The organism is Komagataeibacter sp. FNDCF1 (assembly GCF_021295335.1).
In the GTDB taxonomy this organism is placed as follows: domain Bacteria; phylum Pseudomonadota; class Alphaproteobacteria; order Acetobacterales; family Acetobacteraceae; genus Komagataeibacter.
In genome coordinates this window covers 1,333,947-1,357,274 of sequence record NZ_JAIWOT010000001.1, presented here as the reverse complement: position 1 = coordinate 1,357,274, position 23,328 = coordinate 1,333,947, and the positions used below count along the sequence as shown (strand labels likewise).

The 23,328-nt window shown below is 64.5% G+C and carries 23 protein-coding genes; 12 read left to right on the top strand and 11 right to left on the bottom strand.

Going from position 1 to position 23,328, the window contains the following annotated elements; genetic code table 11:
* Positions 1–6 precede the first annotated feature (6 nt).
* From LDL32_RS06455 to LDL32_RS06435, 5 genes are all read left to right on the top strand, one after another.
* Positions 7–1,866 carry an ATP-binding protein gene (locus tag LDL32_RS06455; protein ID WP_233065316.1) on the top strand — a complete coding sequence of 620 codons (1,860 nt, stop codon included), beginning with the start codon at positions 7–9 and terminating at the stop codon, positions 1,864–1,866.
* Positions 1,867–1,904: 38 nt separating this feature from the next.
* Positions 1,905–3,869 carry a response regulator gene (locus tag LDL32_RS06450; protein WP_233068743.1) on the top strand — a complete coding sequence of 655 codons (1,965 nt, stop codon included), beginning with the start codon at positions 1,905–1,907 and terminating at the stop codon, positions 3,867–3,869.
* A gap of 53 nt (positions 3,870–3,922) precedes the next feature.
* Entirely contained in the window at positions 3,923–4,516 is a 594-nt protein-coding gene (gene hslV, locus LDL32_RS06445; protein ID WP_233065314.1) for an ATP-dependent protease subunit HslV, read from the top strand.
* On the top strand, positions 4,516–5,835 hold the full coding sequence (hslU, locus tag LDL32_RS06440; RefSeq protein ID WP_233065313.1) for an ATP-dependent protease ATPase subunit HslU: 1,320 nt from the start codon (positions 4,516–4,518) through the stop codon (positions 5,833–5,835). Before hslV ends, hslU begins: the two co-directional genes overlap by 1 nt.
* A gap of 112 nt (positions 5,836–5,947) precedes the next feature.
* Entirely contained in the window at positions 5,948–6,394 is a 447-nt protein-coding gene (locus tag LDL32_RS06435; protein WP_233065311.1) for a SufE family protein, read from the top strand.
* A 24-nt stretch (positions 6,395–6,418) separates the two neighbouring features.
* On the opposite strand, the gene LDL32_RS06430 is transcribed toward LDL32_RS06435, so the two are convergent.
* Together LDL32_RS06430 and hpnR are read right to left on the bottom strand one after the other, a co-directional pair.
* Positions 6,419–6,628, bottom strand: a complete 210-nt coding sequence (locus tag LDL32_RS06430) for a heavy-metal-associated domain-containing protein (protein ID WP_233065309.1) — start codon at positions 6,626–6,628, stop codon at positions 6,419–6,421.
* Positions 6,629–6,981: 353 nt separating this feature from the next.
* Positions 6,982–8,526, bottom strand: coding sequence for a hopanoid C-3 methylase HpnR (hpnR, locus tag LDL32_RS06425; RefSeq protein WP_233065307.1), 1,545 nt, complete (start codon positions 8,524–8,526; stop codon positions 6,982–6,984).
* Positions 8,527–8,924: 398 nt separating this feature from the next.
* On the opposite strand from hpnR, the gene LDL32_RS06420 reads away from it, so the two are divergent.
* Positions 8,925–9,239 (top strand): hypothetical protein, encoded by a 315-nt coding sequence (locus LDL32_RS06420; protein WP_233068742.1) that lies wholly within the window; start codon positions 8,925–8,927, stop codon positions 9,237–9,239.
* 34 nt (positions 9,240–9,273) lie between these two features.
* On the opposite strand, the gene LDL32_RS06415 is transcribed toward LDL32_RS06420, so the two are convergent.
* Positions 9,274–9,834 carry an HNH endonuclease gene (locus tag LDL32_RS06415; protein WP_233065305.1) on the bottom strand — a complete coding sequence of 187 codons (561 nt, stop codon included), beginning with the start codon at positions 9,832–9,834 and terminating at the stop codon, positions 9,274–9,276.
* Positions 9,835–10,054: 220 nt separating this feature from the next.
* Here LDL32_RS06415 and gluQRS point away from each other — a divergent pair, with 220 nt between their 5' ends.
* The 3 genes from gluQRS (at position 10,055) to LDL32_RS06400 (ending at position 13,435) form a co-directional block, all read left to right on the top strand.
* Positions 10,055–10,933 (top strand): tRNA glutamyl-Q(34) synthetase GluQRS, encoded by an 879-nt coding sequence (gene gluQRS, locus LDL32_RS06410; protein WP_233065303.1) that lies wholly within the window; start codon positions 10,055–10,057, stop codon positions 10,931–10,933.
* Between the two features lie 61 nt (positions 10,934–10,994).
* Positions 10,995–12,197 carry a pyridoxal phosphate-dependent aminotransferase gene (locus tag LDL32_RS06405; protein ID WP_233065301.1) on the top strand — a complete coding sequence of 401 codons (1,203 nt, stop codon included), beginning with the start codon at positions 10,995–10,997 and terminating at the stop codon, positions 12,195–12,197.
* 17 nt (positions 12,198–12,214) lie between these two features.
* Complete coding sequence (locus LDL32_RS06400) at positions 12,215–13,435, top strand: pyridoxal phosphate-dependent aminotransferase (RefSeq protein WP_233065298.1); 1,221 nt, start codon at positions 12,215–12,217, stop codon at positions 13,433–13,435.
* A gap of 18 nt (positions 13,436–13,453) precedes the next feature.
* Here the strand turns inward: LDL32_RS06400 and LDL32_RS06395 are convergent, their stop codons facing one another.
* Both LDL32_RS06395 and LDL32_RS06390 read right to left on the bottom strand, forming a co-directional pair.
* Positions 13,454–13,933, bottom strand: coding sequence for a hypothetical protein (locus LDL32_RS06395; protein WP_233065297.1), 480 nt, complete (start codon positions 13,931–13,933; stop codon positions 13,454–13,456).
* Between the two features lie 19 nt (positions 13,934–13,952).
* Positions 13,953–14,624 (bottom strand): hypothetical protein, encoded by a 672-nt coding sequence (locus LDL32_RS06390; protein ID WP_233065295.1) that lies wholly within the window; start codon positions 14,622–14,624, stop codon positions 13,953–13,955.
* Between the two features lie 417 nt (positions 14,625–15,041).
* Here LDL32_RS06390 and LDL32_RS06385 point away from each other — a divergent pair, with 417 nt between their 5' ends.
* Positions 15,042–15,623, top strand: a complete 582-nt coding sequence (locus LDL32_RS06385; protein WP_233065293.1) for a gluconokinase — start codon at positions 15,042–15,044, stop codon at positions 15,621–15,623.
* 9 nt (positions 15,624–15,632) lie between these two features.
* Here the strand turns inward: LDL32_RS06385 and LDL32_RS06380 are convergent, their stop codons facing one another.
* Together LDL32_RS06380 and LDL32_RS06375 are read right to left on the bottom strand one after the other, a co-directional pair.
* Positions 15,633–16,208 (bottom strand): cob(I)yrinic acid a,c-diamide adenosyltransferase, encoded by a 576-nt coding sequence (locus LDL32_RS06380; RefSeq protein ID WP_233065291.1) that lies wholly within the window; start codon positions 16,206–16,208, stop codon positions 15,633–15,635.
* A 44-nt stretch (positions 16,209–16,252) separates the two neighbouring features.
* Complete coding sequence (locus tag LDL32_RS06375; RefSeq protein WP_370636650.1) at positions 16,253–16,816, bottom strand: DUF4142 domain-containing protein; 564 nt, start codon at positions 16,814–16,816, stop codon at positions 16,253–16,255.
* Between the two features lie 330 nt (positions 16,817–17,146).
* Here LDL32_RS06375 and LDL32_RS06370 point away from each other — a divergent pair, with 330 nt between their 5' ends.
* Both LDL32_RS06370 and LDL32_RS06365 read left to right on the top strand, forming a co-directional pair.
* Positions 17,147–17,524: a DUF423 domain-containing protein gene (locus tag LDL32_RS06370; protein ID WP_233065287.1), complete on the top strand. Its 378-nt coding sequence runs from the start codon at positions 17,147–17,149 to the stop codon at positions 17,522–17,524.
* Positions 17,521–18,513 carry an SAM-dependent methyltransferase gene (locus LDL32_RS06365; protein WP_233065286.1) on the top strand — a complete coding sequence of 331 codons (993 nt, stop codon included), beginning with the start codon at positions 17,521–17,523 and terminating at the stop codon, positions 18,511–18,513. Before LDL32_RS06370 ends, LDL32_RS06365 begins: the two co-directional genes overlap by 4 nt.
* On the opposite strand, the gene LDL32_RS06360 is transcribed toward LDL32_RS06365, so the two are convergent.
* The 4 genes from LDL32_RS06360 to LDL32_RS06345 all read right to left on the bottom strand — a co-directional run bounded on the left by LDL32_RS06360 (position 18,508) and on the right by LDL32_RS06345 (position 23,195).
* The gene (locus LDL32_RS06360; RefSeq protein WP_233068739.1) at positions 18,508–18,807 is read right to left on the bottom strand and encodes a hypothetical protein; all 300 of its coding nucleotides are present in this window, start codon (positions 18,805–18,807) and stop codon (positions 18,508–18,510) included. The two genes, LDL32_RS06365 and LDL32_RS06360, sit on opposite strands and share 6 nt — an antisense overlap.
* Before the next feature lie 137 nt (positions 18,808–18,944).
* A complete protein-coding gene (locus tag LDL32_RS06355; protein ID WP_233065284.1) occupies positions 18,945–20,618 on the bottom strand; it encodes a M3 family oligoendopeptidase in 1,674 nt (557 codons plus the stop codon).
* A 51-nt stretch (positions 20,619–20,669) separates the two neighbouring features.
* Positions 20,670–22,607 (bottom strand): OPT family oligopeptide transporter, encoded by a 1,938-nt coding sequence (locus tag LDL32_RS06350; protein WP_233065282.1) that lies wholly within the window; start codon positions 22,605–22,607, stop codon positions 20,670–20,672.
* Between the two features lie 9 nt (positions 22,608–22,616).
* Positions 22,617–23,195 carry a hypothetical protein gene (locus tag LDL32_RS06345; protein ID WP_233065281.1) on the bottom strand — a complete coding sequence of 193 codons (579 nt, stop codon included), beginning with the start codon at positions 23,193–23,195 and terminating at the stop codon, positions 22,617–22,619.
* Positions 23,196–23,328 lie beyond the last annotated feature (133 nt).

The window sequence follows — 23,328 nt, the reverse complement described above, 5'->3', positions numbered from 1 at the left end:
TGCCCGATGCCGCCTGCTGAGCAAGAGGACAATCCCGACACCCTGCTGCTGGTCGAGGATTCCGACACGCAGGCCCTGCGTATCCGCCGCATGCTGGAAGGCCACGGCTTTCACGTCCACCGCGTGGCCAGTGGCGAGGAAGCGCTTGACACGCTGGATGCGCGCCTGCCCGGACTGGTGATTGCCGACTACCACCTGCCGGGCATGAATGGCGGCCAGCTTGCCCGCCAGCTGCGCATGAATGCGGTCACGCGCACGATCCCGGTGCTGATCCTGACCGAGGGGATCGAGCCGGGACTGGAGCGCGAGGGGCTGGAGAGCGGGGCGGATGCCTATATCCCCAAATCCTCCGATCCGGCGCTGATCGTCTTCCGCATCCGGGCGCTGCTGCGCGAGCACGCGGCGCATGCACCATCTCCCGTGGCCGAGCACATGTTCCGCCGGGCGCGCATCATGGTCATCGCCCCGGCCTCCCCCCATCTGCAGGCGGTACCGGAACTGATCGGGCAGCTGCGGCGCGACGGGCATATCGTCACCCTGTGCCCCGATCCGGCCCGGCTTGATCCCACGCTGCTGCACGACCCCGAACATGTGCCCGACTGTGTGGTGATCGACCTTGCCTGCCGGGAATTCGACGGGCTGGAGGTCTGTCGCGTGCTGGATGAATGGCGGCAGGCGGATCTGCTGTCGGGCAACGTGCCGCTGCGCCTGCTGGGGGTTGATGGCGGGCCACGGCCCGATGCGCGCGGGTTCTCGGCACGGATGTTCGAGGCGGGGATCGATGATCTCGTCTCCCGCGATGTGGGGCCCGCGGCGCTGGCGCTGCGCATCCGGGTGCTGGTGCGGCGCAAGCTTCTGCAGGATGACGTGCGCCGCATCGAGGTCGAGCGTCAGGCACGTGAGATCGCGGTCAAGAGCGCGCGCGCCGAGGCTGCGGCCATTGCCTCCAAAGCATCGCTGGCCGAAGCGCTGGAACAGGCCAATCGTGAACTGGCCGATGCCAACCGCAAGCTGATCGAAACCCAGGGCAAGCTGGTGCAGACGGCCAAGATGGCCTCGCTGGGCGAACTGGTGGCGGGCATCGCGCATGAGATCAACAACCCGCTCGCCTTCATCCTGGCGCACAAGGACACGGTGGCGCGCGGCCTTGCGCGCGTGCTGGAACTGGAAGCCGGCTGCACCGATGAAGGCCATGCGGCGCGCGAGGCGGACCTGACCAAGTGCCGCGACCGGGTGGGTTCGATGAACATGGGGCTGCGGCGCATCCAGAACCTTGTGCTCAACCTGCGCAAATTCTCGCGACTGGATGAAGGGCTGTTCCAGCTGATCGACGTGCCCGAGGCGCTGGAGACGGTCATGGCGCTGCTGACGCAGAAGCTGGGCAGCGGCATTGTGGTCCGGCGGCAGTACGAGGCGCCGGACCGGCTGTACTGCCAGGCGGCGCTGCTCAATCAGGTCATCATGAATATTATCAGCAATGCGGCTGATGCAATTCTGGCGACCCAGCCAGATGATATGTCTGGGCGTGGCGGGATTGCTGAAGGGGAGATCGGTATCCACACATTCCTGTCACATGACGCGGGCGGGCAGGATACCTACGTGTTTGTCATAACCGACAGTGGCCCCGGCATTGCGCCGGATGTGCAGGAGCGCATATTCGAACCGTTCTTTACCACCAAGCCCGTAGGGGCGGGCACCGGGCTGGGGCTGGCCATTGCCTACAGCGTGGTGCAGGCGCACCACGGCAGCCTGCAGGTGGGCAACGCGCCCGGTGGCGGTGCCCGCTTTACCATTTCCGTACCCTGGCATGCCGGGGCGGGGGCCGAAGGCCAGCCCGCGCCACCGCCATCGGGGTCCATGCGCTGAGCATGCCACAGACCGCCGCGCAGGGAGTTTGCCGCGTGATGAATACAGACCCCGCGACACAGTCGCGCCCCGTCGTGCTGCTGGTGGATGACGAGGCCGAGATCCTTGTTGCCCTGACCGACCTGCTGGAAGACACCTTTACCGTCCTGTCCACCACATCCCCCACCGAAGCGCTGGAAATCCTGTCCACCCGCAACGATGTGGACGTGATCGTGTCCGACCAGCGCATGCCCGAGATGGGGGGCGACGTGATGCTGGCCCGTGCGCGGGCGCACAGCGACGCGCAGGCCATCCTGCTGACCGGCTATGCCGATATCGGCGCGGTGGCGGCCGCACTCAACCAGGGGCGGATCTCGTTCTATTCCCACAAGCCATGGGACCCCGACGCCCTGCGCGCCATGATCGTGCAGGCGGCCGACTACCACCGGCTGGAACGTGAACTGCGCACCGAGCGCATGCTGCTGCACGGCCTGCTGGACAACCTGCGCTCGGGCCTTGGCTTCAAGGACGCGCAGGGCCGCTTCATCCGCATCAACCGGCAGGCGGCGGATTTCTATGGCCGTGACATCGCATCCTGCCTGGGCCGGACGGAGGAGGAACTGTGCGATGTCGACCTGCTGCCCGTGATCCGCGCAGCCCAGGCCCGCCTGCAGGCCGAGGGGCGGGATGAGGAAACGCTGGAGATGCCCGTCCATGTCCGCGGCGGCGTGCAGGGGCGGTGGCGCGAGATCACCCGCGTGGTGCTGGGCGCGCTGGGCGATGGCTCGGCCTGCTCGGTCGTGATCAACCGCGACATCACCCGCCAGCAGGAAATGGCGGCCCGCCTGCGCCAGGCGGAAAAGATGCAGGCGCTGGGCACGCTGGCCGGCGGCATCGCGCATGATTTCAACAATCTGCTGACCGCCGTGCTCGGCTCGCTCGAACTGGTGCGCGACATGGGGAGGGAAGAAAGCGGCCCGGTGGCGCGGTTGCTGGACAATGCTTCCGCCGCCGCCCGGCGGGGGGCCTCGCTTACGCGCAGGCTGCTGAACTTCAGCCGCCCGCGGGACCTTAGCCTGGAGCCGGTGGATGTGAACGCCCTGCTGCACGGCATGAAGGACCTGCTGGCGCAGACCGTGGTCTCGCGCCAGGGCAAGGGCGGCGCGCCATGTGCCATCGTGGTGGACACAGCAACGTCCGATGGCACGCTGCCGGCCGTGTGCACCGATGCGGGGCAACTGGAACTCGCGGTGCTCAATCTGTGCATCAACGCGGTGGATGCCATGCCGGAAGGTGGCCTGATCCGGGTTTCCACCAGCCTCAAGCGGGTCAGGGAAATCATTGCGGGCACCAATCTCGTGCCCGGTGACTACGTGATGGTGTCGGTCACCGACCAGGGTGTCGGCATGTCGCCCGAGACGCTCGCGCGCGTGTTCGAACCGTTTTTCACCACCAAGGACGTGGGTCATGGCACCGGGCTGGGCCTGTCCATGATCTACGGATTCATCCGGCATGTGGGCGGTGAGGTGCAGGTCCTGAGCCGGCCGGGCGAGGGCACGCGTGTCGATCTGTGCCTGCCCGTGCCGGTGGAGGCAGCCGGTGGCGCGTCCACGCCAGCGGTTGCCGTGGCCGCGGGAGAAGGGGCGGCGGGACGTGCGCTGCATGTAATGGTGGTGGATGACGAGCCGGGCGTGCGTGCGGTGACCGCGGGCTTCCTGCGCGCGCGGGGGCATACGGTGGTGGAATATGCCAGCGGGGCCGACGCGGTGCGCGCGATGGAGCAGGGGCCGGGGCCGATCGACCTGGTGATCATGGATGTGATGATGCCGGGCATGGGCGGGCTGGAGACGGTGCATCACCTCCAGGCCCTGCGGCCCGGGCTGCGTGTGCTGTATCTGACCGGCTATGCCAATGCGGGCGCGCTGCCCGCAGGCAGCGCCAATGTCATGCACAAGCCCTTCACGCGCGCGGACCTTGCCGCCCATATCGACCGGATCATGAACCAGCCCCCTCCCGTCACGTAACGTGGCTGGCTTTTCCCCTTGTTCTGGCGGCAGAAGGTTTTATCTCTATCATCATGCAAGATTATCATTCCTTCCCCCATGACCCGGTCGGGTGGCATGGCACCACCATTCTCTGTGTGCGGCGTGGCGGCCAGGTGGCCATGGCAGGCGACGGGCAGGTGACGCTGGGCGCCACCGTGATCAAGGGCAATGCCCGCAAGGTACGCCGCATCGGGCCGACGGGGCAGATACTGGCCGGTTTCGCCGGTGCCACGGCCGATGCCTTCACCCTGCTGGAGCGGCTGGAAAACAAGCTGGAACGCTATCCCAACCAGCTGGAACGTGCCTGCGTGGAACTGGCCAAGGACTGGCGCACGGACCGCTACCTGCGCCGGCTGGAAGCAATGATGGCCGTGGCCGATGCGGAGCGTTCCTTCACCCTGACCGGCAATGGCGACGTGCTGGAGCCCGAGGACGGCATCATCGCCATCGGGTCGGGCGGCAACTATGCGCTGTCCGCCGCGCGTGCGCTGCTGGGGGTAGACGGGCTGCCGGCGGTCGATATCGCCCGCCGCTCCATGAAGATCGCGGGTGATATCTGTGTCTACACCAACCATTCCGTCATTGTGGAAACACTGGGCGCGGATGCGAAAGGGGAGGTCGCGTGATGGACATACCCAACCATTCCCCGCGGGAGATCGTGTCGGAGCTCGACCGCTACATCATCGGCCAGACCGATGCCAAGCGCGCGGTCGCCATTGCCCTGCGCAACCGCTGGCGTCGCGCCCAGCTTACGGATGCGATGCGTGAGGAAGTGGTGCCCAAGAACATCCTCATGATCGGGCCGACGGGCTGCGGCAAGACCGAGATCGCCCGTCGTCTGGCGAAGCTGGCGCAGGCCCCGTTCCTGAAGGTCGAGGCCACCAAGTTTACCGAAGTGGGCTATGTCGGCCGCGATGTGGAAAGCATCGTGCGCGATCTGGTCGAGGTCTCGATCAACATGCTGCGCGAATTGCGGCGCAAGGATGTGGAGGTCAGGGCGGAAGGGGCTGCCGAGAGCATCCTGCTCGATGCGCTGGTGGGCGAGGGCGCATCGTCCGAGACGCGCAACAAATTCCGTCGCATGCTGCGCGCGGGCGAGCTTGAGGGCAAGGAGGTCGAGATCTCGATTGCCGAGGGCGGCAGTCCCGCCCAGCCTGACATGTCCAGCATGACACCGGGTGCGGTGATCAATTTTTCGGACATGATGAAGGGATTCATGAACCGCATGCCGCAGCAGAAGCGCATGACGGTGGCCGAGGCCCGCGCCGCCCTGATCCGGCAGGAAGCGGACAAGATGCTCGATACCGAAGCCCTGACGCGCGAAGCCGTGGCCCATGCGCAGGACCATGGCATCGTGTTTCTCGACGAGATCGACAAGGTCTGCGCCCGTGCGTCCGAAGGCGGATCGCGTGGCGGCGGGGGCGACGTCTCCCGCGAAGGGGTGCAGCGCGACCTGCTGCCGCTGATCGAGGGGACGACCGTTTCCACCAAATATGGACCAGTGCGCACGGATCATATCCTGTTCATCGCATCCGGTGCGTTCCATATCGCCAAACCGTCCGACCTGCTGCCCGAACTGCAGGGGCGGCTGCCCATCCGCGTGGAACTGGCGTCGCTGACACGCGAAGACCTGCGCCGTATCCTGACCGAGCCGGAGCATTCGCTGCTCCAGCAGTATGTCGCCCTGCTGGGCACGGAAAAGGTCAGCCTGTCCTTTACCGATGCCGCGGTCGACGCGCTGGCGGAACTGGCGGCGGATATCAATGAACGCGTCGAGAATATCGGCGCGCGGCGACTGGCCACCGTGCTGGAGCGCCTGCTTGAATCTGTCTCCTTCACCGCGCCTGACCGTAGTGGCCAGAGTGTGGTGATCGATGTTGACGACGTGCAGGAGAAAGTGGCGCCACTTGCCAGCAGGGGTGATCTGAGCCGCTTTATCCTGTAGGGAAGCAGGCAGGAACCAGCGGGGGCCGCGTCATGTTGGGCGCGGCCTTTTGCATTGCAGTCCAGTGTTCTGGCCCCGGCAGCGGGCCAGGGCGTTCGTTACAGGAAAGATGATGACTGACCCCTTCGTAAAGCCCGAGGACGATTCCGCCGCCGATGCCATAGCCGAAATTGGCGACGAACTGGCCCTGTTCGATGACTGGATGCAGCGCTACCAGTACATTATCGAACTGGGGCGCAAGCTGCCGCCGTTTCCGCCGGAATGGCAGGATGATGCCCATCGCGTGCCCGGATGCCAGAGCCAGGTCTGGATGGAAGTCCAGCCACGTGATGACAGGCTGTATCTGGCCGGGGCATCGGATGCGGCCATCGTGTCCGGGCTGGTGGCCCTTCTGCTGCGGGTCTATTCCGGCCGCAGCCGTGAGGAAATACTGGCCACCGACCCGCAGTTCCTGCGTGACCTGGGTCTTGTGCAGGCGTTGTCCACCAACCGGGGCAACGGGGTGGAAGCCATGGCGCAGGCCATACGCAAGGCGGCCGCCGCCCTGCCTGCCGCGTAACGGCGGCAGGGTGGCGCGCCGGGGTCAGTACCCGGCGTCGAAGCCCGCGTCGTCCACGGCGGCGAACAGATCATCGGGATTGGTGGAACGGCCATCATAGGTCACGGTTGCACTGCCGCGCTCCAGCGAGACCTGGACCATGGCAACGCCGTTCACGTTTTCCAGCGCCTGAACCACCTTGGACACGCAGCCGTCACACGTCATGCCGCTTATGTTCAGTGTCAATTTTTCCATGCTCTGGCCATCCTTTGCCTGTTGCAGCCCGCTGGCTGTCTACCTGTGATTGAAGACTGTCCTGTTTATAACGCAGCAGGGGAATGATGGCATCATGCATTCGCCGCAGGATACGGGGTGCGGGCCGTGTGGTGGGGGCATGATGCAGTGTCGGAATTATCAATCCTGATATAATACCCCGCAATCAGTTCCGCATGAAAATGAATGTGCCATGGCCACCATGCCGCCCTCCCGCCCCACGATTCGACAGGGCCCTACAGGGCAGCAGGGTCCGGCAGGGATGAATCCGCAGGGCACAAAAAAGGCCGGTTGCACAGGCAACCGGCCTTTTCCGGATTGGGGAGCCGCGTAGGTCAGTCGACCGTGCTCATGCGGGTTTCATCCACGAACTTTTCGGTATCGTCATCCAGCTTGCGCGACTTGCGGCCGGCGGGGCCGTGGACATACAGCGTCTTGCGGTCAACCTTCTGCTCGCTGCCCTGCGGCTTGAGCGGCATTTCGTATTCCGGCTTCTGGGCATGGTCGGCCATCTGCAGGTCGGGATTGAAGACGGAATTGAACTTCCAGATCATGGTCAGGAAGTTGGTCTGCCCCCGCAGCGCCAGGCGCAGGGCAATGCCCAGCGTGTCCTTGATAGCACTCCAGCCCAGATGCTTGTTGTTCAGGATCTGCTGGGTCTTGACCAGTTCTTCATAGAACTCACGCAGCGGCAGGGTGGTGGGCATTACCGCATGCTGGATGTCGAACAGGCGGTAATCGCGCGTGGTCAGCTTGCGGGACTCGCTTTCCCAGATTTCCGTGCCGGGATAGGGCGTGGTGACGGAAATGTTCACGATGTCCGGGATTTCCAGGCACCACTGGCGGATGACCTCGAAACGTTCCCGGTCCCATGATGGATCGGCAATCAGGTTGATGGCCACGATCAGGTCAAGCGAGCGGGCGTATTCCAGTGCCTCGAAGTTGCGGTCCATCGACACGCGCTTGCGGAAGCGCTTCAGCCCCTCGGCATCCACCGCTTCCAGCCCGATGAAGATGTAGCTCAGCCCAATCTCTTTCCAGACCGCGAAGACTTCCTTGTTGCGCAGCAGCACGTCCGCGCGGGTTTCAAGGTAGTATTCCTTCTGGATGTTGCGGCGCTTGACTTCCTCGGCAATGGCCATGCCATGCTCGGCATGCACGAAGGCCACGTCATCGACAATGAAGATGCCGGGCTCCTTGATCTCCTGCAGTTCCTCGCCAATCACCTTGGCGCTGGCGGTACGGTAGGAGCGGCCATAAAAGGTCCATGCACTGCAGAACGTACAGTCCCAAGGGCAGCCACGCGCAAACTCGATGGAGGCGGCGGGGTCGAGCGTGCCGATGAAGTATTTGCGGCGATGGCGCAGCAGGTCGCGCGCGGGACGTACTTCGTCAAGGGATTCGACAAAGATCGGCGGCGGCCCTTCGCCATCCATGGTGACGACGCCGGGTACGGTGGTCAGGTCGCGGCCCTGCTCCCACGCTTCCAGCAGCGGGCCCACGGTCGCATCGCCCTCGCCCTTGAGCACGCAGTTCACCGCCCCTTCGGACAGCGCCAGCACGTCGCGCGCAATGAACGAGATGGAATGCCCGCCCATGAACAGGAAGACGTTGGGCAGGCGCCTGCGGGTTTCCTTGCACAGGTCGATGATCTCGGGAACATTGGCCAGGTAGTTGCCCGAAAAACAGATGGCATGCGGGCGGAAGCGTTCGATGCGCTCCCAGTAATCAGGATGCTTCTCGACCTGCAGGTCGATGATTTCCACCTCATGTCCCTTGTTGCGCGCCGCACCGGCAACCAGTTCCAGCCCCAGCGGTTCAAGACGCAGGAAGACCTTCGTGTACATGAGCGAGCTTGGATGGACGGCCAGTAATCTCATTCTTTTACCTCAGGCATCGATGGGGGACGGAAACAACGCGCGATATGCATTAGGCAATCTGGCGGCAAAATGACAGCCGGACCGGCAATGCATTTATAATTTTTATATATCACGTGCGATTTAAAAAAATTCAGAATAATGACAGAGGGTGACAATATAAGGGGCGTCTGTCACCTTATTCACGGTAATATCACCTATGCACCCAGATAATACCTGATGGCATGATTACCGTAATCTTCTTGCCGGACAGGCCTTCCCGTCATGTTCGGGCCTTGGGCGTGCTCTGTGCGTAAGCCACCCATGCGCCCAAGACGCGGCAGGGCGCAAGTAGCTTCTTGTCCTCTATCGCAATGCGCACTTTCGTGGCAGTGTCGCGGCGCGTAAGCTACGGGGTCGAAATGAAGCTCAAAATCGTGGAAAAACTGCCTGCCCGGCTGGGGCTGCTGGTCTGCGGCCTGGTGGTTCTGGGTGGCTGCACGGCCGAAATCGGGCGCAAGCCGTTCGAGAGTGATGTGAAATGCCTGCGTGAGCAGATGGGCACGACCATGCAGCTCAGTTTTCCCATCGCCGCCAATACATGCCAGCGCATGAGTGACCATAACTTCATCTTCGGTTCAAAGAAGAAGAAGGCCGTGCCGCTGCCGCTCAACCTGCGTGGTGCGCCCGACCTGCAGAAGATGGCGGACGAATACGGCTACAGCTACACAAAATAACGTGTCCGGCCCCCGGCCCCGTGGCCGGACAGGGTCAGTTTTCCAGTTCGGTGTCCCAGTACAGATAGTCGCGCCAGCTTTCATGCAGGTAGTTGGGCGGAAAGGCGCGGCCATTTTCCTGCAGCCTGCGGCTGTTGGGGCGTGTGGGCGGCCGGTCGGGATACATGCGGATCTCATGCGGCATGTAGGATCCCTTGATCAGGTTGCACGGGCTGCAGGCGGTCACGACATTTTCCCAGCTTGTCCGCCCGCCCTTGCTGCGCGGGATGACGTGGTCGAACGTCAGTTCCTGCGTGGGGAAGCGGGTTGTGCAGTACTGGCAGGAAAAATTGTCCCGCAGGAAGACGTTGAACCGGGTGAAGGCGGGCTTGCGGGCTGCGGGAATGTAGTCTTTCAGCGCGATCACGCTGGGCAGGCGCAGGGTGTGGCTGGGGGAGTGGACAACGGTGTCGTATTCACTCAGCACCGATACCCGGTCCAGCCATACGGCACGGACCGCATCCTGCCATGACCACAGGGAAAGCGGGAAATAGGAGAGCGGCCTGAAATCGGCATTCAGGACCAGGGTAGGCAAGTATTGACTGTCACAAGGCACAGACGCATTCCTTTCCGAATGCCGCCGCACACTGCTCAGGCGTACTCTGTTCCGAAGCGAGCGCCTGTGATGTGCGTCGTCGTCAGGTAACTGTTGAATCTATTGCAGACCGCATACGCCGTGGCAACCCATGGGGGCTGGCCACCCGTTAACGTCCAGCAGGCCCAAAAAAACAGGAAACGGGAACAATTTTTCTCCAGCCCGTTGATTTGGTTTGATAATGAAAGAAATCACCCGTTTCGCGCCCAGCCCCACGGGGCACCTGCATCTTGGCCATGTCGCATCCGCCCTGCATGGCTGGCGGGCGGCTGCGGAGTCGGGGGGAACGTTCGTGCTGCGCGTCGAGGACATTGACACCGTGCGCTGCCGGCCCGGATTCATCATCGACCTGTATGCCGACCTGGAATGGCTTGGCCTGTCATGGCCCCGACCCGTACGCCAGCAGTCACGTCACATGGATGACTACCGCCGCGTGCTGGACAGCCTGGATGCGCGGGGACTGCTCTATCCATGCTTCTGCACCCGCCGTGACATCACGGAGTCCGCCGCTGCCCCGCACCATGCGCCGGATGGTACCATGGTCTATCCGGGCACGTGCCGCCATATGGATCCCGGACGCCGCGCGGCCCTGCTGGCGGCAGGCACGCCGCACGCGCTGCGCCTGGACATGGCGCGCGCGCTGGAACTGCCCGGCGCACGCACCCTGGCATGGGATGAAGCGGGTCACGGCCCGCAGCCCTGTGATCCCGCGGCATTCGGAGATGTGGTGCTGGCGCGCAAGGATGTGGCGGCGTCCTATCACCTGTGTGTCACCCATGATGATGCGGTACAGGGCGTAACCCTTGTGACACGGGGGGTGGACCTGCGGCCCGCGACCGCGCTGCACCGGCTGCTGCAGCACATCATGGGCTGGCCCGTGCCGCGCTACAGCCACCATGCGCTGCTATGCGATGGCACGGGCAGGCGGCTGGCCAAGCGCGATGGCGCGGTGTCCATCCGCGCCATGCGGGACGCGGGCATGACGCCGGCGCAGGTGTGGCGCGCTGCAATGGCGGCCGATCACATATCCGCTGTTCCCTCCGGCGTGGGATCGCTCTAGGCTGCGTGCCCGTTCCCGGCAGCGTGCCGGGCGTTTTCCACTGTTGATGGATCTTGATACCATGGATCTTACCGCCGCCCGCCTGGACCGTATCAGCCCCAGCCAGACGATCGCAATCTCAACCAAGGCGCGTGCACTCAAGGCGGCAGGAAAGGACATTATCAGTCTTTCCGCCGGGGAGCCGGATTTCGATACGCCAGATACGATCAAGCAGGCCGCGATCCGCGCCATCGAGGCGGGTGAGACCAAATATACCGATGTGGCGGGCACCCCCGCGCTGCGCCGCGCCATTGCCGAACGCTTCCGCACCGATAGCGGGCTGGACTACACATGGGATGAGGTGATCGTCTCCAACGGTGGCAAGCAGATCATCTATAACGCCATGGTCGCCACCATCAATCCGGGGGATGAGGCGATCATTCCCGCGCCGTGCTGGGTGTCGTATCCCGATATCGTGGCGCTGGCCGAAGGCACGCCCGTCATCGTGCCGTGCAGCGTGGAAAACGGCTTCAAGCTCCAGCCCGCCGAACTGGAAGCCGCCATTACGCCGCGTACCAAGTGGCTGCTGCTCAACTCCCCCAACAATCCCACCGGCGCGGCCTATTCGGAAGCGGAAATGCGTGGCCTGTGCGATGTGCTGCTCCGCCACCCCGATATATGGATCCTGACGGACGACATCTATAACAAGCTGGTCTATGACGGCTTCCGCGCCCCCACGGTGGTGGAGGTCGAGCCGCGCCTGCGTGACCGGACCGTGACCATGAATGGCGTGTCCAAGGCCTATGCCATGACCGGCTGGCGCATCGGCTATTCCGCCGCCCCCGTGCAGATGACACGGGCCATGAACAAGCTGCAGAGCCAGTCCACCTCCGGCCCCGGCTCGATCAGCCAGGCGGCGGCACTTGCGGCGCTGACCGGCCCGCAGGATTTCATCGGCACCATGGTCGCCACCTATCAGGCGCGGCGCGACCTTGTGGTGGCGATGCTGAACGAGACGCCCGGCCTGCATTGCCCGGTGCCGGAGGGGGCGTTCTACGTCTTCCCCTCCATGGTCGCCTGTCTGGGCAGGACCAGTGCCGGTGGCACGCTGATCGATACCGATGAAGCATTCGTGACCGCCCTGCTGGATGAGGAAGGCGTTGCCGCCGTGCATGGCAGCGCGTTCATGTTCGCCGGTCACTTCCGCATTTCCTACGCGACCGATACCGACAGCCTGAAGGAGGCATGCCTGCGCATCCAGCGCTTCTGTGCCGGCCTGCGTTGAGGGGGACGGACATGGCCATGGATCAGCATACATGCCCGCCGTTTTTTGCACAGCGGATGGAACGTCTGGCGGTTCCTGCCACCATCGCGATGGCGCAGCGCGCGCGTGCCATGCGGGCGCAGGGGGAAAAAGTGCTCTCCCTGGCATTGGGGGAGCCGGATTTTGCCACCCCTCCGGCCGTGATCGAGGCTGCCCACCGCGCGGCGCTGGAGGGGCAGACAAAATACCCCCCGGTCGATGGCACGCCCGCGCTCAAGGCCGCCATCGCGCGCAAGTTCGCGCGTGAGAACGCGCTGGAATACGCCCCGGCGGAAATCATGGTGTCCAATGGCGGCAAGCAGGTCATCTTCAATGCCTTCATGGCCACCGTGCAGCCGGGGGATGAAGTGGTCATTCCCCGGCCATACTGGGTCAGCTACCCGCTGATCGTACAGCTGTTTGGCGGCACGCCCGTCTATGCCGACTGTCATGAGGCCGATGACTTCCGGCTGACGGCAGGGGCGCTGGAAGCTGCCATTACGTCACGCACCAAGTGGCTTGTGCTCAATTTTCCCAACAATCCCACCGGCGGCACGATGGGGCGCACGGACCTGGAGGCCGTGGCCGAGGTGCTGCGCCGCCACCCGCACGTGCATGTACTGTCCGACGAGATATACGAGCACCTGGTGTATGATGGCCAGCACCATGTCTCGCTTGCCGCGGTGGCGCCTGATCTCCGGCACCGTATCCTGACCCTGAATGGCGTATCGAAAGCCTATGCCATGACCGGCTGGCGCGTGGGCTACGTGGGTGGCCCCGAGGCGCTGATCCGGGCCATGACCGCCATACAGGGCAGTGCGACATCGGGCATCTGCTCCATCGCGCAGGCGGCGGCGGCGGCGGCGCTGGACGGGCCGCCGGATGTCATCGCCCATATGTGCGCGGTCTATGCGCGCAGGCGGGAGATGATGGTCTCGACGCTGCGGGCCATACCGGGGGTGACCTGCGCCATGCCACACGGGGCGTTCTATGCCTATCCCGGTATTGCCGGGTGCATGGGTCGGGTGACGGAAGGAGGCCAGACCCTGAAAACGGACGAGGACTTCGCCATTGCCCTGCTGAACGAGCAGAAGGTGGCGGTGGTGCATGGCTCGGCCTTCGGGCAGGGGCCATATCTGCGCCTGTCCTATGCCACCAGTGATGATGTGCTGAAGGAAGCCTGCGCCCGTCTGGCACGCTTTGTGGACGGGCTGCGCTGAACCCGGGCTGAAAACGCCCTATTCCGGATCGGGCGAGGGGGGGCAGAACAGGAAAACTCCCTCCGTCACGATGGCGGGCAGCAGCGGCATGGCCAGCGGCAGGCCCGACAGGCCGATTGCCCCGGCGGTGGCGGTAAAGGCCGCCATGTAGCCTGCGCGCCCGCCCAGCCGTTCGGCTATGACAAACAGGAAAACGGCCAACAGTTCCAGGATGGCCGCGGCACCCAGCCGTAGCGGATGCAGCTGGGTCTGCAGTCCCATATCGGACAGCAGGCGCAGCAGTGCGGGAGATTCTCCCTGCTCCCCTCCCAGCCCGAACATGAATGAAAAGGGCAGGATCAGTACGCCCAGTATGTCACGCAGCAGGTTGACCAGACCGCTTACCAGCGGCAGCAGCACCAGTATGGCCAGGCTTGCACTGGTGCATGTCGCCACGATGACAAGCCCGATCTGGCGTTGGCGTGCGGCTGCATTACGCGGCGGATCAGCGGAAGGCATGGGGCGGGCAGGCCGATGTCTAGCGCAGCCACCACTTGACGGGTTCGGGTTCGGCTTCTTCCGCCACGCTGTCGGATGCAGGGGGCGGGGCGGCCTTTGTGGCGACGGGACGGGAATCCGTCGTGCGCTGCCGGGCCTTCTGGCGGTTCAGTTCCTCACGCAGATGGGTGTTTTCCTCACGCAGGGCATACAGTTCCGCGCGCAGGGCCTGCATGTCCGCCTCTTTCGCGGCCAGACTGTTCTTGTGTTCCGCCGCGATCACGTCCGCATGGCCGATGCGGGTGGTCAGGGAGCGGATCTGTGCCTGTGCTTCCGCCAGGCGCAGTTCGGACTGCTCGCGCAGCTTCTGCTCGAACTGGACCTTGTGGCGCAGCTGTTCGGTCTCGCTCCGGTCTTCCTGCTGGGCGTGCATGGCGCGTGGCGTGGTACGCCCGGGGCTGAGGGACTGATGCTCGACCCGCACATCACCATCCTGCACGAATTTGCGGCGGCGCTGGACGGTCTCGACCTGGCGGGCAGGGCGTTGCGGCCGGGACTTGGCGTTGCCGCCACCCGCGCTGCGCGCCGGGGCGGGTTTGCCCTTGCCCAGCCGTTCCAGCGCCTGACGGAAGGCGGTTTCATTTACTTCTTCACGTGGTGTGTTCTGGTCTTCTTCTTTCGGGAGGGAAAGAAAATCATTATAAGATGACACAGCTGAACTCTCGATAACTTGGCGCACCAGAAGGACCGTAGCTAAAATCGACTTTGAGGAATTTATTCCTACGAGCAACATGCTAACGGTGCTGTTTTTTAATGCTTGCATGGGTATATAAGGCGATATGCCTGCACAACGCAAGCGCAATAAATAAGAATATAACCAGTATTATATGATTCTGTCATGTTTTGATGAAACTGAAGTAAAAAATATTTCAGGGACTTTCCGGGAACAGGCCGTGCAAATATAATTTATTTCACTTCCTTCATGGCCCTGTTGAACGCATCATAATGCCCTGTTCTGTTATTTCATATTGCATGCGCTCTGTCTGGCCGGTCACTTGCGTTCATGGTGGCATCGGGTCCAGATTAGGGGACGACACGGGTTTCTCCATAATATCTGGCAGAATACGGAATGTATGACATGGGTCAGAAGGCGGTTTCGATGGTTTCCCTCTCGCGCAGGCTCGGCCCGGCGGGGCGGCCGGACGTGCTGGTCGTCATGGGGGTATCGGGCTGCGGCAAGAGCACGCTGGCCCAGCTTATGGGCGAACGCATGGGCTGGCCCGTGATCGAGGGCGATGACCTGCATACCCCCAACAACATCGCCCGCATGAGCAATGGCATCCCGCTTACCGATGAGGACCGTGCCCCATGGCTCGACCGTATCGCGGCACAGATCGCGACATGGGCGGAAGCGGGGCAGTGCGGCATCGTGACGTGTTCGTCGCTCAGGCGCAGATACCGCGAGCGTATTGCTGGTGGCAGCCCGAATGTATGCTTTGTCTACCTCAGGGGCAGCCGGGAGGACATTGCCCCGCGCCTGCGGCAGCGCACCGGCCACTTCATGCCCGTCGCCATGCTCGACAGCCAGTTCGCCACGCTGGAGGAACCGGATATGGAGGAAGAAGTGGTCATGGCTCTAGACGTCAATGCCGCGCAGGACGTACTGGCGGAACTGGCCTGCGCGCACCTGGACAGCCTGGCGACAGGCTGAAGCGGGACATCACCCGCAGGCGGATGGCGGGGGCGTGGCCGGGGTCCATGTCAGGTCACCGGCCCCGTTGTCGTTGAGATGCCGGCCCAGCACGAACAGGTAATCCGACAGGCGATTCATGCACGCGGGAATGTCCGTGCCGATTTCCTCCGCCTGCGCCAGTGTGGCCACGCGGCGTTCGGCGCGGCGTACGACCGTGCGTGCGACATGGGCGTGACTGGCCGCCGGCGTGCCGCCGGGCAGGATGAAACTGCGCAGTGGCGGAATGTCGGCGCGCAGGCGTTCCACTTCCCCCTCCATGGCTTCCAGCGCCGCCGCCGCGTGGGGCAGTGCGCGCGGCGGTGTTGCGGGCATGCACAGGGCACCGCCAATATCAAACAGCAGCCCCTGAACCCATGCGATGAAGGTGGCATCGCGCCCCGGTGGCAGGACGCCGCGCAGCAGGCCGATGGTGGCATTGGCCTCATCCAGCGCGCCAAGGGCTTCGATGCGCGCGCAGTCCTTTGGCACGCGCACACCATCCCCCAGCGAGGTCTGCCCCCCGTCGCCGCCGCGCGTTACGATCCGGTCGATGCGAATGGCCATGGGTCTTCCTGCCTGTATGTGGGTGGAAACGCGGAGGGACGCATTCAGCGCGTCGGTTTGCTTGCGCCCAGTTTCAGGCTTTCATTCAGGTTCGCCTGCAGTGTATCCGCCGTGGCGGAGGCGTAGGCCTTCAGTTCCGGGTCGCTGGCGGATTCCGCCTGGTTCTGGAACATGGCCAGCGCATCGCTTGCCGCCTGTGCCTGCAGGTCCAGATAGTCACGGTCGAATTTGGCGCCATTTTCCGTCTTGAGCTGGGCTGCGATCTGCTCCTCGTCGGGACTCATCTCCTTGTGCAGTTCCAACCCGTGCCTGAGCGCCAGTGTGGTCAGGGTTTTCTGGTTCGTTGTATTCATCTTGGCCGAATTCTGCGCGAATTCCTGCACCTTGCGGCGCCTGGCCCGGTCCGCCGCCAGGCTGGATATGTTGATTTCGAAAGTATTCAGCGCGGAAACATTTTCGGCAAAGGTGGAATCCGATTCCGTAAGCGGGGGCAGGGTGGGGGCTGCGGCGCTTGCGGCGGCGGGTGCCGCGGGTGCCGGACGCGCCATGGTGGGGAGAGGAAGAAGGCTGACAGACGCACAAAGGAGGCAGACTGCGTATTGTCTCATGTTATCGTCTTCCTAACGTGTAGAATCTGGATTTTTTACCGGGCGACATCGCGGTTTATCAGTTTTGGCGTGCCATATAAAGCCGACATGCAGCCCCGGCCCGGTATCGGGGACGACGGCAGCACGCCGGGCTGGCCCGGGCAGGATGCCGCAGTTGCAGGTGGTGCGGGTACGATAGGGCATCGTTCCCCATGCATGAAGGGGCAGCATGACCCGTACGGCACGGCAGTCTCCCGCGTGGCTGGCCTATACGATGACCCCATGCGGGGAGTAGGGTGTGCCCGCCCGCACCACTGGCGGGTTGTCACCCGGTTCCTGCGGATATCCTTCATGCCTACTGTTGTCAGGTTTCTCTTGTGTTTTGCGGCGCTGGCCGCGTTTGCCGCCGTCATGGGGGGCGCGCTGACCGCTCATCTGCCGGACCGCTTCTTTGCCGAGGGGGGGCGCGACATGGCGCGCCAGGCCATACAGATGCAGATGTGGCACGCGCTGGCCATTATTGGCGTGTCGGTGCTCATGATCCAGCAGGGGTGTCGCGCGCTGGTTTCCGTTGCGGGCTGTCTCATGGCGGTGGGTACCGTGCTGTTCACGACCGGTGTTGCGCTGACCGCGTTCTGGGGAATCCATCCGGGGCCGGTGGCGCCCACGGGTGGCAGCCTGCTCATGGCGGCCTGGCTGCTTCTGGCCGTGGGGGTCATGCGGTCATGACGCAGCGGGACGTGATACACAGGGACGCACCCCGGGATGTATCGGCACCAGAGGTGACGCGTCCCCCCTGGCCCGTACGCAGCGCCTATCTGGCCGCCCCAGGGTTTGAGCCGGTTCTGGCACAGGAACTGGCGCGCAGGGGGGCGGGGGAGCTGTGCTGGCACGGCCGTCTGGCGCTGTCCGGCCTGCCGCCGGTGGCAAGCCTGTGGGCGCTGGACATATGGGATGCGCCGGAGACGCATGATGTGCCCTCCATCAAGGGGGCGGCCCGCATCATGCGGGCGATCCAGCGCAACTGGGCGGGATATGCGCCCATGCTGTACCGTCGCTGCGCGCTGGTGGCTGACGCGCTGCCGCCGCTGCGTCCCAGACCCGTTTTCTTTCCCGCCACGGCCCCGGATGCCCATCTGGGCGCATGGACGCTGCTTTCGCCCGACAGGCTGCTGCTGTCGCGCACCAAGTCCTCGCCATTCGTGAATGGGGAGGTCGAGTTCGTGGAAAACCGGACCGACCCGCCATCACGCGCCTATCTCAAGCTGTGGGAGGCCCTGCTGCGCCTTGGCCGCTGGCCCGTGGCGGGTGAAACCTGCCTGGACCTGGGGGCCTGTCCTGGCGGGTGGACCTGGGTTGCGGCCGGTTGCGGGGCGCATGTCACCGCCATAGACCGCTCCCCGCTGGCGGAAAACGTGGCCGGGCTGCCCAATGTCACCTGCCGGTACGAAAGCGCGTTCGGGCTGGACCCGCAGGACTGTGCGCCGGTGGACTGGCTGTTTTCCGATATCATCGCTTATCCCGCGCGGCTGCTGGCGCTGGCACGGCGATGGATCGCGTCGGGCCGGGCGGCGCGCATCGTCATGACCATCAAGTTCCAGGGCGAGACCGATCATGAAACGGCGGACGCCTTTGCCGCCATTCCCGGTGGCCGTGTCGTGCATCTGTGGCACAACAAGCATGAACTCACCTTTTTCTGGCAGCGTGACCCGTCATGAGCGCGGCGGGCGGATGCGGGTGAGCAGCCTGTCCGCCACTTCCACCACGCATACGGCCAGCAGGCAGCATGTCAGGGCCACCGCCATCACGATCAGCCGCTCCTGCTCGGTGGCGTCGCTGGCACCGGCAAGACGGTAGACGGACAGCCACAGCCCCGTGCCCGCGATCCGGTCCACAAAACCGGCCACGGTTGCGCTGAACCGCAGGCTGAGCATGAACAGTCCCGTCAGTACAAGGACCGCCACGGTCTTGCACAGCGTGCGTTCAGGCGATGGTGTGGGCGTGGAGGATATGGGCATGGTTTTTCCCCAGGGGTACAGGACACGGGGGCTGCGGCATGGCTGGACGACTGCCCCGCCGGTCGCGCCGTGTGACGGGCCTGCCCGGCACGCCGTGCGGGCCAGCCGTGTGGCCGGTCACACGTTCGGGATCAGGCGTTCAGGATATCGCGCGCAGTGCGGACCACATCGGCCAGCGTGCCGGGCTGGAAGGGGGACTGCAGTCCCGCCGAACGCACCAGCCGGGTAAAAGGTTGCGCGCCCCCCTGCGCGCACAGGTCGACATAGGCCTGCATGGCGCCCGCCGTATCGGTGCGGCTGCGGATCCAGAACTGCATGGCGCAGCACAGCGCCAGTGCGTAGTCGATGTAATAGAAGGGGGAGCGGTAGATATGCCCCTGTGCCTGCCACCGGCCACCGGATGCAGTATAGGACAGGTCGCCATAGTCGCGCCACGGCAGGTAGCGCTGTTCCAGCGTGCGCCATGTGGCGTTGCGCTCGGCGGGTGTCATGTCCGGGCGGGCATAGACTTCATGCTGGAAGTGGTCGACGCATACGCCATAAGGCAGGAACGACAGCGAGGAGATCAGGTGCATCTGCCGGAAGCGCGCCCCCTGTCCCGGTTCGACCATCAGGTCCAGATGCGGCCAGGTCAGGAATTCCAGCGCCATGGAATTGATCTCGGCTGCGTCCATGGTGGGCCACAGCAGGTCCACCGCTGGCAGGCTGCGGCTTTTCCAGTTCTGGTAGGCATGCCCCATTTCGTGGGTAAAGACGTTTATGTCATGCTGCGTGCCATTGAAGTTGGCGAAGATGAACGGCATGCCAATGGTGGGAAACGACGTGCAGAACCCGCCCCCCGCCTTGCCCGCGCGGTTGATCAGGTCCAGATAGCCGCCATCGCGCATCTGGCTGTAAAAATGGCCCAGATCACCGCCCATGCGGTCGAACATGGTCCGGGCACGGGACATGAGCAGGTCGGCCCCGCCCGCCGGGCGCGGATTGCCAAGCGGGTCGATCAGCGGTTCATCCCATGAATACAGGACTTCCCATCCCATGGCCTCGCATCGCTGGCGCAGGATGTCGTGCACCAGCGGCACGACATGTTCCAGCACGTCGGCACGGAAGCGCGCGACATCCGCAGGCCCGTAATCTACCCGGCGCATGCGGCGGTAGGCCAGTGGAATGTAGGACTCGTAGCCCAGCGTGCGCGCCATGCCGTGGCGCAGCTTCACCATCTGGTCGAACAGGGTGTCAAGGCGGGTGGCATTTTCTTCAAAGAAGGCCCAGCGCACCTGTTCCGCCTCATGGCGCACGGCGCGGTCCGTGCTTTCGGCATAGGGGGCGAGACCGGACAGGTTTACGCTCTCCCCGCCGATTTCCACCCGCGCGCCGGCCAGAAGCGCCGTGTATTCACCGCTCAGCCGGGCTTCCTCCTCCAGCGCATCGGCAATGCGGGGGTCAAAGGTCGTGATGTCGGTGCGCCACAGTTCCAGCGTATGGGGGGTCAGGACCTGCGCCACCGCCGTGGGGTCGGGATATTCCAGCAGCCTGCGCTTGAGCGTGACTTCGTGCGCCGTGACAAAAGGGGTCAGCGCATCGGCGTAATCACGTTCGGCGCGGGCGTCGGGGCTTGTAGTGTCCTGTGCAAAGCGCAGGTCGACCAGTGCGGCCCAGCTTTCATAGTCGCGACGGATGGAGTCGAACAGGCGGGCGGCATCGGGCACGTTGGCCTGGTCAAGCAGGGTGGAGACCTGGCCAAAGCGCAGGGCAAGGGCATCCCGTGTGGGACGGGGGAAGTCCAGGCTGTCAAAAGGGCTGCACATCGGGGCAGCGTGCCACGGAACCGCCGCGCGCGTCCATGCCCCGTATGGCCATTATCTGGCGGGCGGGCGGATCTGGGTGCGGCAGAACCACACGCACAGCAGGCCAAACGCGGCAAGGCCTGCCATGTCCGTCACCATGGCAGGCATGCCATGGGGCAGGAGCGACAGCGGACTGTCCCGCCCGCTCAGGGCGGACAGGCAGGCCAGCACCACCCCTGTCAGGCTTTCCCCCACGATCAGGCCCGACGCGATCATGGTGCCACGATGGACGCCCGCATGCGGGTTCAGCCGGTTGATGAGACTGCCCAGAAGCGCGCCCAGGGCCAGGGTGACGGACACGTTCATCGGCAGGTAGATGCCAATGCCCACAGCCAGCGGGGGCAGGCTGCCCCGGCCCGTCCGGCGCAGCGCCGCGTCAATGCCGATCAGCGCGCAGCCCGCCACGGCCCCCAGCAGCAGCAGGTTCCAGTCCAGCTGGTGCAGGAAAATGCCCGATGTGATCATGAGCAGCAGCGCGGGCTGGGGGGCGGCCAGCGCCTGTGTGGCGTCCATGCCCGCATGCGGCATGGCCCCCACGAAGCCATAGGTCTGGTACAGCACGTTCAGGACCGGCGGGATGACAACCGCCCCGCTTACGCAGCCGATCAGCAGCGCGGCTTCCTGCTTCCATGGTGTCGCGCCGATCATCTGCCCGGTTTTCAGGTCCTGCAGGTTGTCATTGGCAATGGCGGCGGAGGCGGTGATGGCGGTCAGTGCGTAAAGGCAGAACCCGATGGTGAAATGCTGCCCCGCCACCCCCGCGAACAGTCCCGTCGCACGCAGCACCACGAACACGCATGCCACGCACATGGCCGCCAGGATGGTCACGCCGGAAATGGGGGATGAGGATGATCCCACCAGCCCGGCCATGTAACCGCACGCCGCCGCCACGAACAGCCCCAGCCCCGCGCAGCAGGCAAGCCCGGCCAGTGCGGCTGCGAGTGCGGGACCGAAGGGCACGCTGCCACGGGCAAAGACGAAGAACATGCTCCCGACCAGCACCAGCACGATGCCTGCCATGGCGCGTATGGCCCGGGGTGACAGATCGGTGTCGGTCCGCGCGGGGGCTGCATCGGCGGCGGGACGGACCAGCAGCAGGCGCACGCTGTTCAGCAGCGGGCGGCCCATGCGCAGCACGGTCCAGATCGCCGCCACCCCGATCAGTCCCACGCCGATGAAGCGGGCTTTTTCCCGCCACAGCAGGGCCGCGAAGTCGCCTGGCGCAAGCCCCGCGGGGTTGGGCATGACCTGCGCCATGGCGGGAATGAGCACTTCCCACGTCAGCAGCGCGCCCGCCAGCATGGCCAGCCCGCCTGCAAGCCCGACCAGGTAGCCCGCCCCCAGCAGGGCGGGCGAGAACCCGACGGACAGGCGCAAGGCGGTTCCCCCGGCCACGACGGTCGCGGTCAGGCCATTGCCAAGCAGGCGCAGCCCGGTGGAGGCAAAGGTGAGTACGGCCGCCAGCATGCCGCCATGCAGCAGGGCGCGGATGCTTTCAGGGTCTTCCCGCGTTGCACCCGCGCGCAGGATCTCGGCCGCGGCCACCCCTTCGGGAAAGGACAGCGTCGCATCGCGCAGCATGACCCGGCGCAGGGGGATGGTGAACAGCACCCCGGTCATGCCGCCCGCGGCCGTGAGCACGGCGGCCTGGACGAAGGGGAAATGCTGCCAGAACCCACCCATCAGCAGTGCTGGCAGGCTGGCGAACACGCAGGCCAGCGTGCCCGCGGCGGAAGCCTGGGTCTGCACGAGGTTGTTTTCGAGTATCGTGCCGCCGCCCAGCACCCGCAGCACCGCCATGGAAATGACGGCGGCGGGGATGGACGTGGCGATGGTCAGGCCGATGCGCAGCCCGAGATAGACATTCGACGCGGTGAAGACCACGGTGATCAGCGCGCCGATCACGATGCCGCGCCATGTCAGTTCACGCTGGACGGGGAGGCTGGCCAAGGCGCTGCCTTACATCTTGTGAAAGGAGGGCATGACCAGATGCGCACGGTTGAAGTCAAGCTGTGCCTTGGTCAGCTGGAAGCCGATTTCCAGATGGTACTGGTCGCTGTGGATGTGACGCGACACGGGCAGGCTGATGGGGATGTTGCTGGTATGGGTCAGGTCCTGCATGCGTCCGTCCTCGAAGGAGACGTGGGCCACGAATTCCTTCTTGCTCTTGATCTCGCCATTGAACACGACGGCGACAAAATACGGAACATTGACAAAGTCCACCTTGGATGCTGGCCCACGCTCGACATGCAGCCCGATCTTCATGTTGGTCATCACGCTGCGATGTGGCCCCGCTTCGCATGATCCCACCACGCGCGTCAGGCTGGCGCGCGCCACCAGATGGGTCACGTCATGGTCGGTGCCGGAATACTGGTAGTAGTCGGCCGCCTCGCCGGGAATTTCCACCACGGGGCAGGCGGGAGCGAAATCGATCGAATCGGATTCGCTGCTGCAGGCGGCCAGCAGGGGCAGGCTGGCCACGGCACAGAATTGCAGGGCGGTGCGGCGCAGGCGCGACAGCGGAAGGGCAGGAAGCATGCAGGTATTCCGGGTGGGTCAGGTGTGGATGAAATCCCGCCACGAGCGGTGCGGGGGGAAGCTGGCAGGGCAACGGGGGAGGACAGGCATGGCACAATACGTTAGGATCGACAGGAAAATGGCTTGCGCCATT

Coding starts and splice junctions, on each gene's coding strand:
- LDL32_RS06385 (WP_233065293.1), top strand. CDS start 15,042: ATGTATGACATGGGTCAGAAGGCGGTTTCGATGGTTTCCCTCTCGCGC.
- hpnR (WP_233065307.1), bottom strand. CDS start 8,526: ATGAGATTACTGGCCGTCCATCCAAGCTCGCTCATGTACACGAAGGTC.
- LDL32_RS06395 (WP_233065297.1), bottom strand. CDS start 13,933: ATGCCTTCCGCTGATCCGCCGCGTAATGCAGCCGCACGCCAACGCCAG.
- hslU (WP_233065313.1), top strand. CDS start 4,516: ATGGACATACCCAACCATTCCCCGCGGGAGATCGTGTCGGAGCTCGAC.
- LDL32_RS06455 (WP_233065316.1), top strand. CDS start 7: ATGCCGCCTGCTGAGCAAGAGGACAATCCCGACACCCTGCTGCTGGTC.
- LDL32_RS06400 (WP_233065298.1), top strand. CDS start 12,215: ATGGATCAGCATACATGCCCGCCGTTTTTTGCACAGCGGATGGAACGT.
- LDL32_RS06375 (WP_370636650.1), bottom strand. CDS start 16,816: ATGAGACAATACGCAGTCTGCCTCCTTTGTGCGTCTGTCAGCCTTCTT.
- hslV (WP_233065314.1), top strand. CDS start 3,923: ATGCAAGATTATCATTCCTTCCCCCATGACCCGGTCGGGTGGCATGGC.
- LDL32_RS06380 (WP_233065291.1), bottom strand. CDS start 16,208: ATGGCCATTCGCATCGACCGGATCGTAACGCGCGGCGGCGACGGGGGG.
- gluQRS (WP_233065303.1), top strand. CDS start 10,055: ATGAAAGAAATCACCCGTTTCGCGCCCAGCCCCACGGGGCACCTGCAT.
- LDL32_RS06355 (WP_233065284.1), bottom strand. CDS start 20,618: ATGTGCAGCCCTTTTGACAGCCTGGACTTCCCCCGTCCCACACGGGAT.
- LDL32_RS06430 (WP_233065309.1), bottom strand. CDS start 6,628: ATGGAAAAATTGACACTGAACATAAGCGGCATGACGTGTGACGGCTGC.
- LDL32_RS06370 (WP_233065287.1), top strand. CDS start 17,147: ATGCCTACTGTTGTCAGGTTTCTCTTGTGTTTTGCGGCGCTGGCCGCG.
- LDL32_RS06420 (WP_233068742.1), top strand. CDS start 8,925: ATGAAGCTCAAAATCGTGGAAAAACTGCCTGCCCGGCTGGGGCTGCTG.
- LDL32_RS06405 (WP_233065301.1), top strand. CDS start 10,995: ATGGATCTTACCGCCGCCCGCCTGGACCGTATCAGCCCCAGCCAGACG.
- LDL32_RS06365 (WP_233065286.1), top strand. CDS start 17,521: ATGACGCAGCGGGACGTGATACACAGGGACGCACCCCGGGATGTATCG.
- LDL32_RS06450 (WP_233068743.1), top strand. CDS start 1,905: ATGAATACAGACCCCGCGACACAGTCGCGCCCCGTCGTGCTGCTGGTG.
- LDL32_RS06345 (WP_233065281.1), bottom strand. CDS start 23,195: ATGCTTCCTGCCCTTCCGCTGTCGCGCCTGCGCCGCACCGCCCTGCAA.
- LDL32_RS06435 (WP_233065311.1), top strand. CDS start 5,948: ATGACTGACCCCTTCGTAAAGCCCGAGGACGATTCCGCCGCCGATGCC.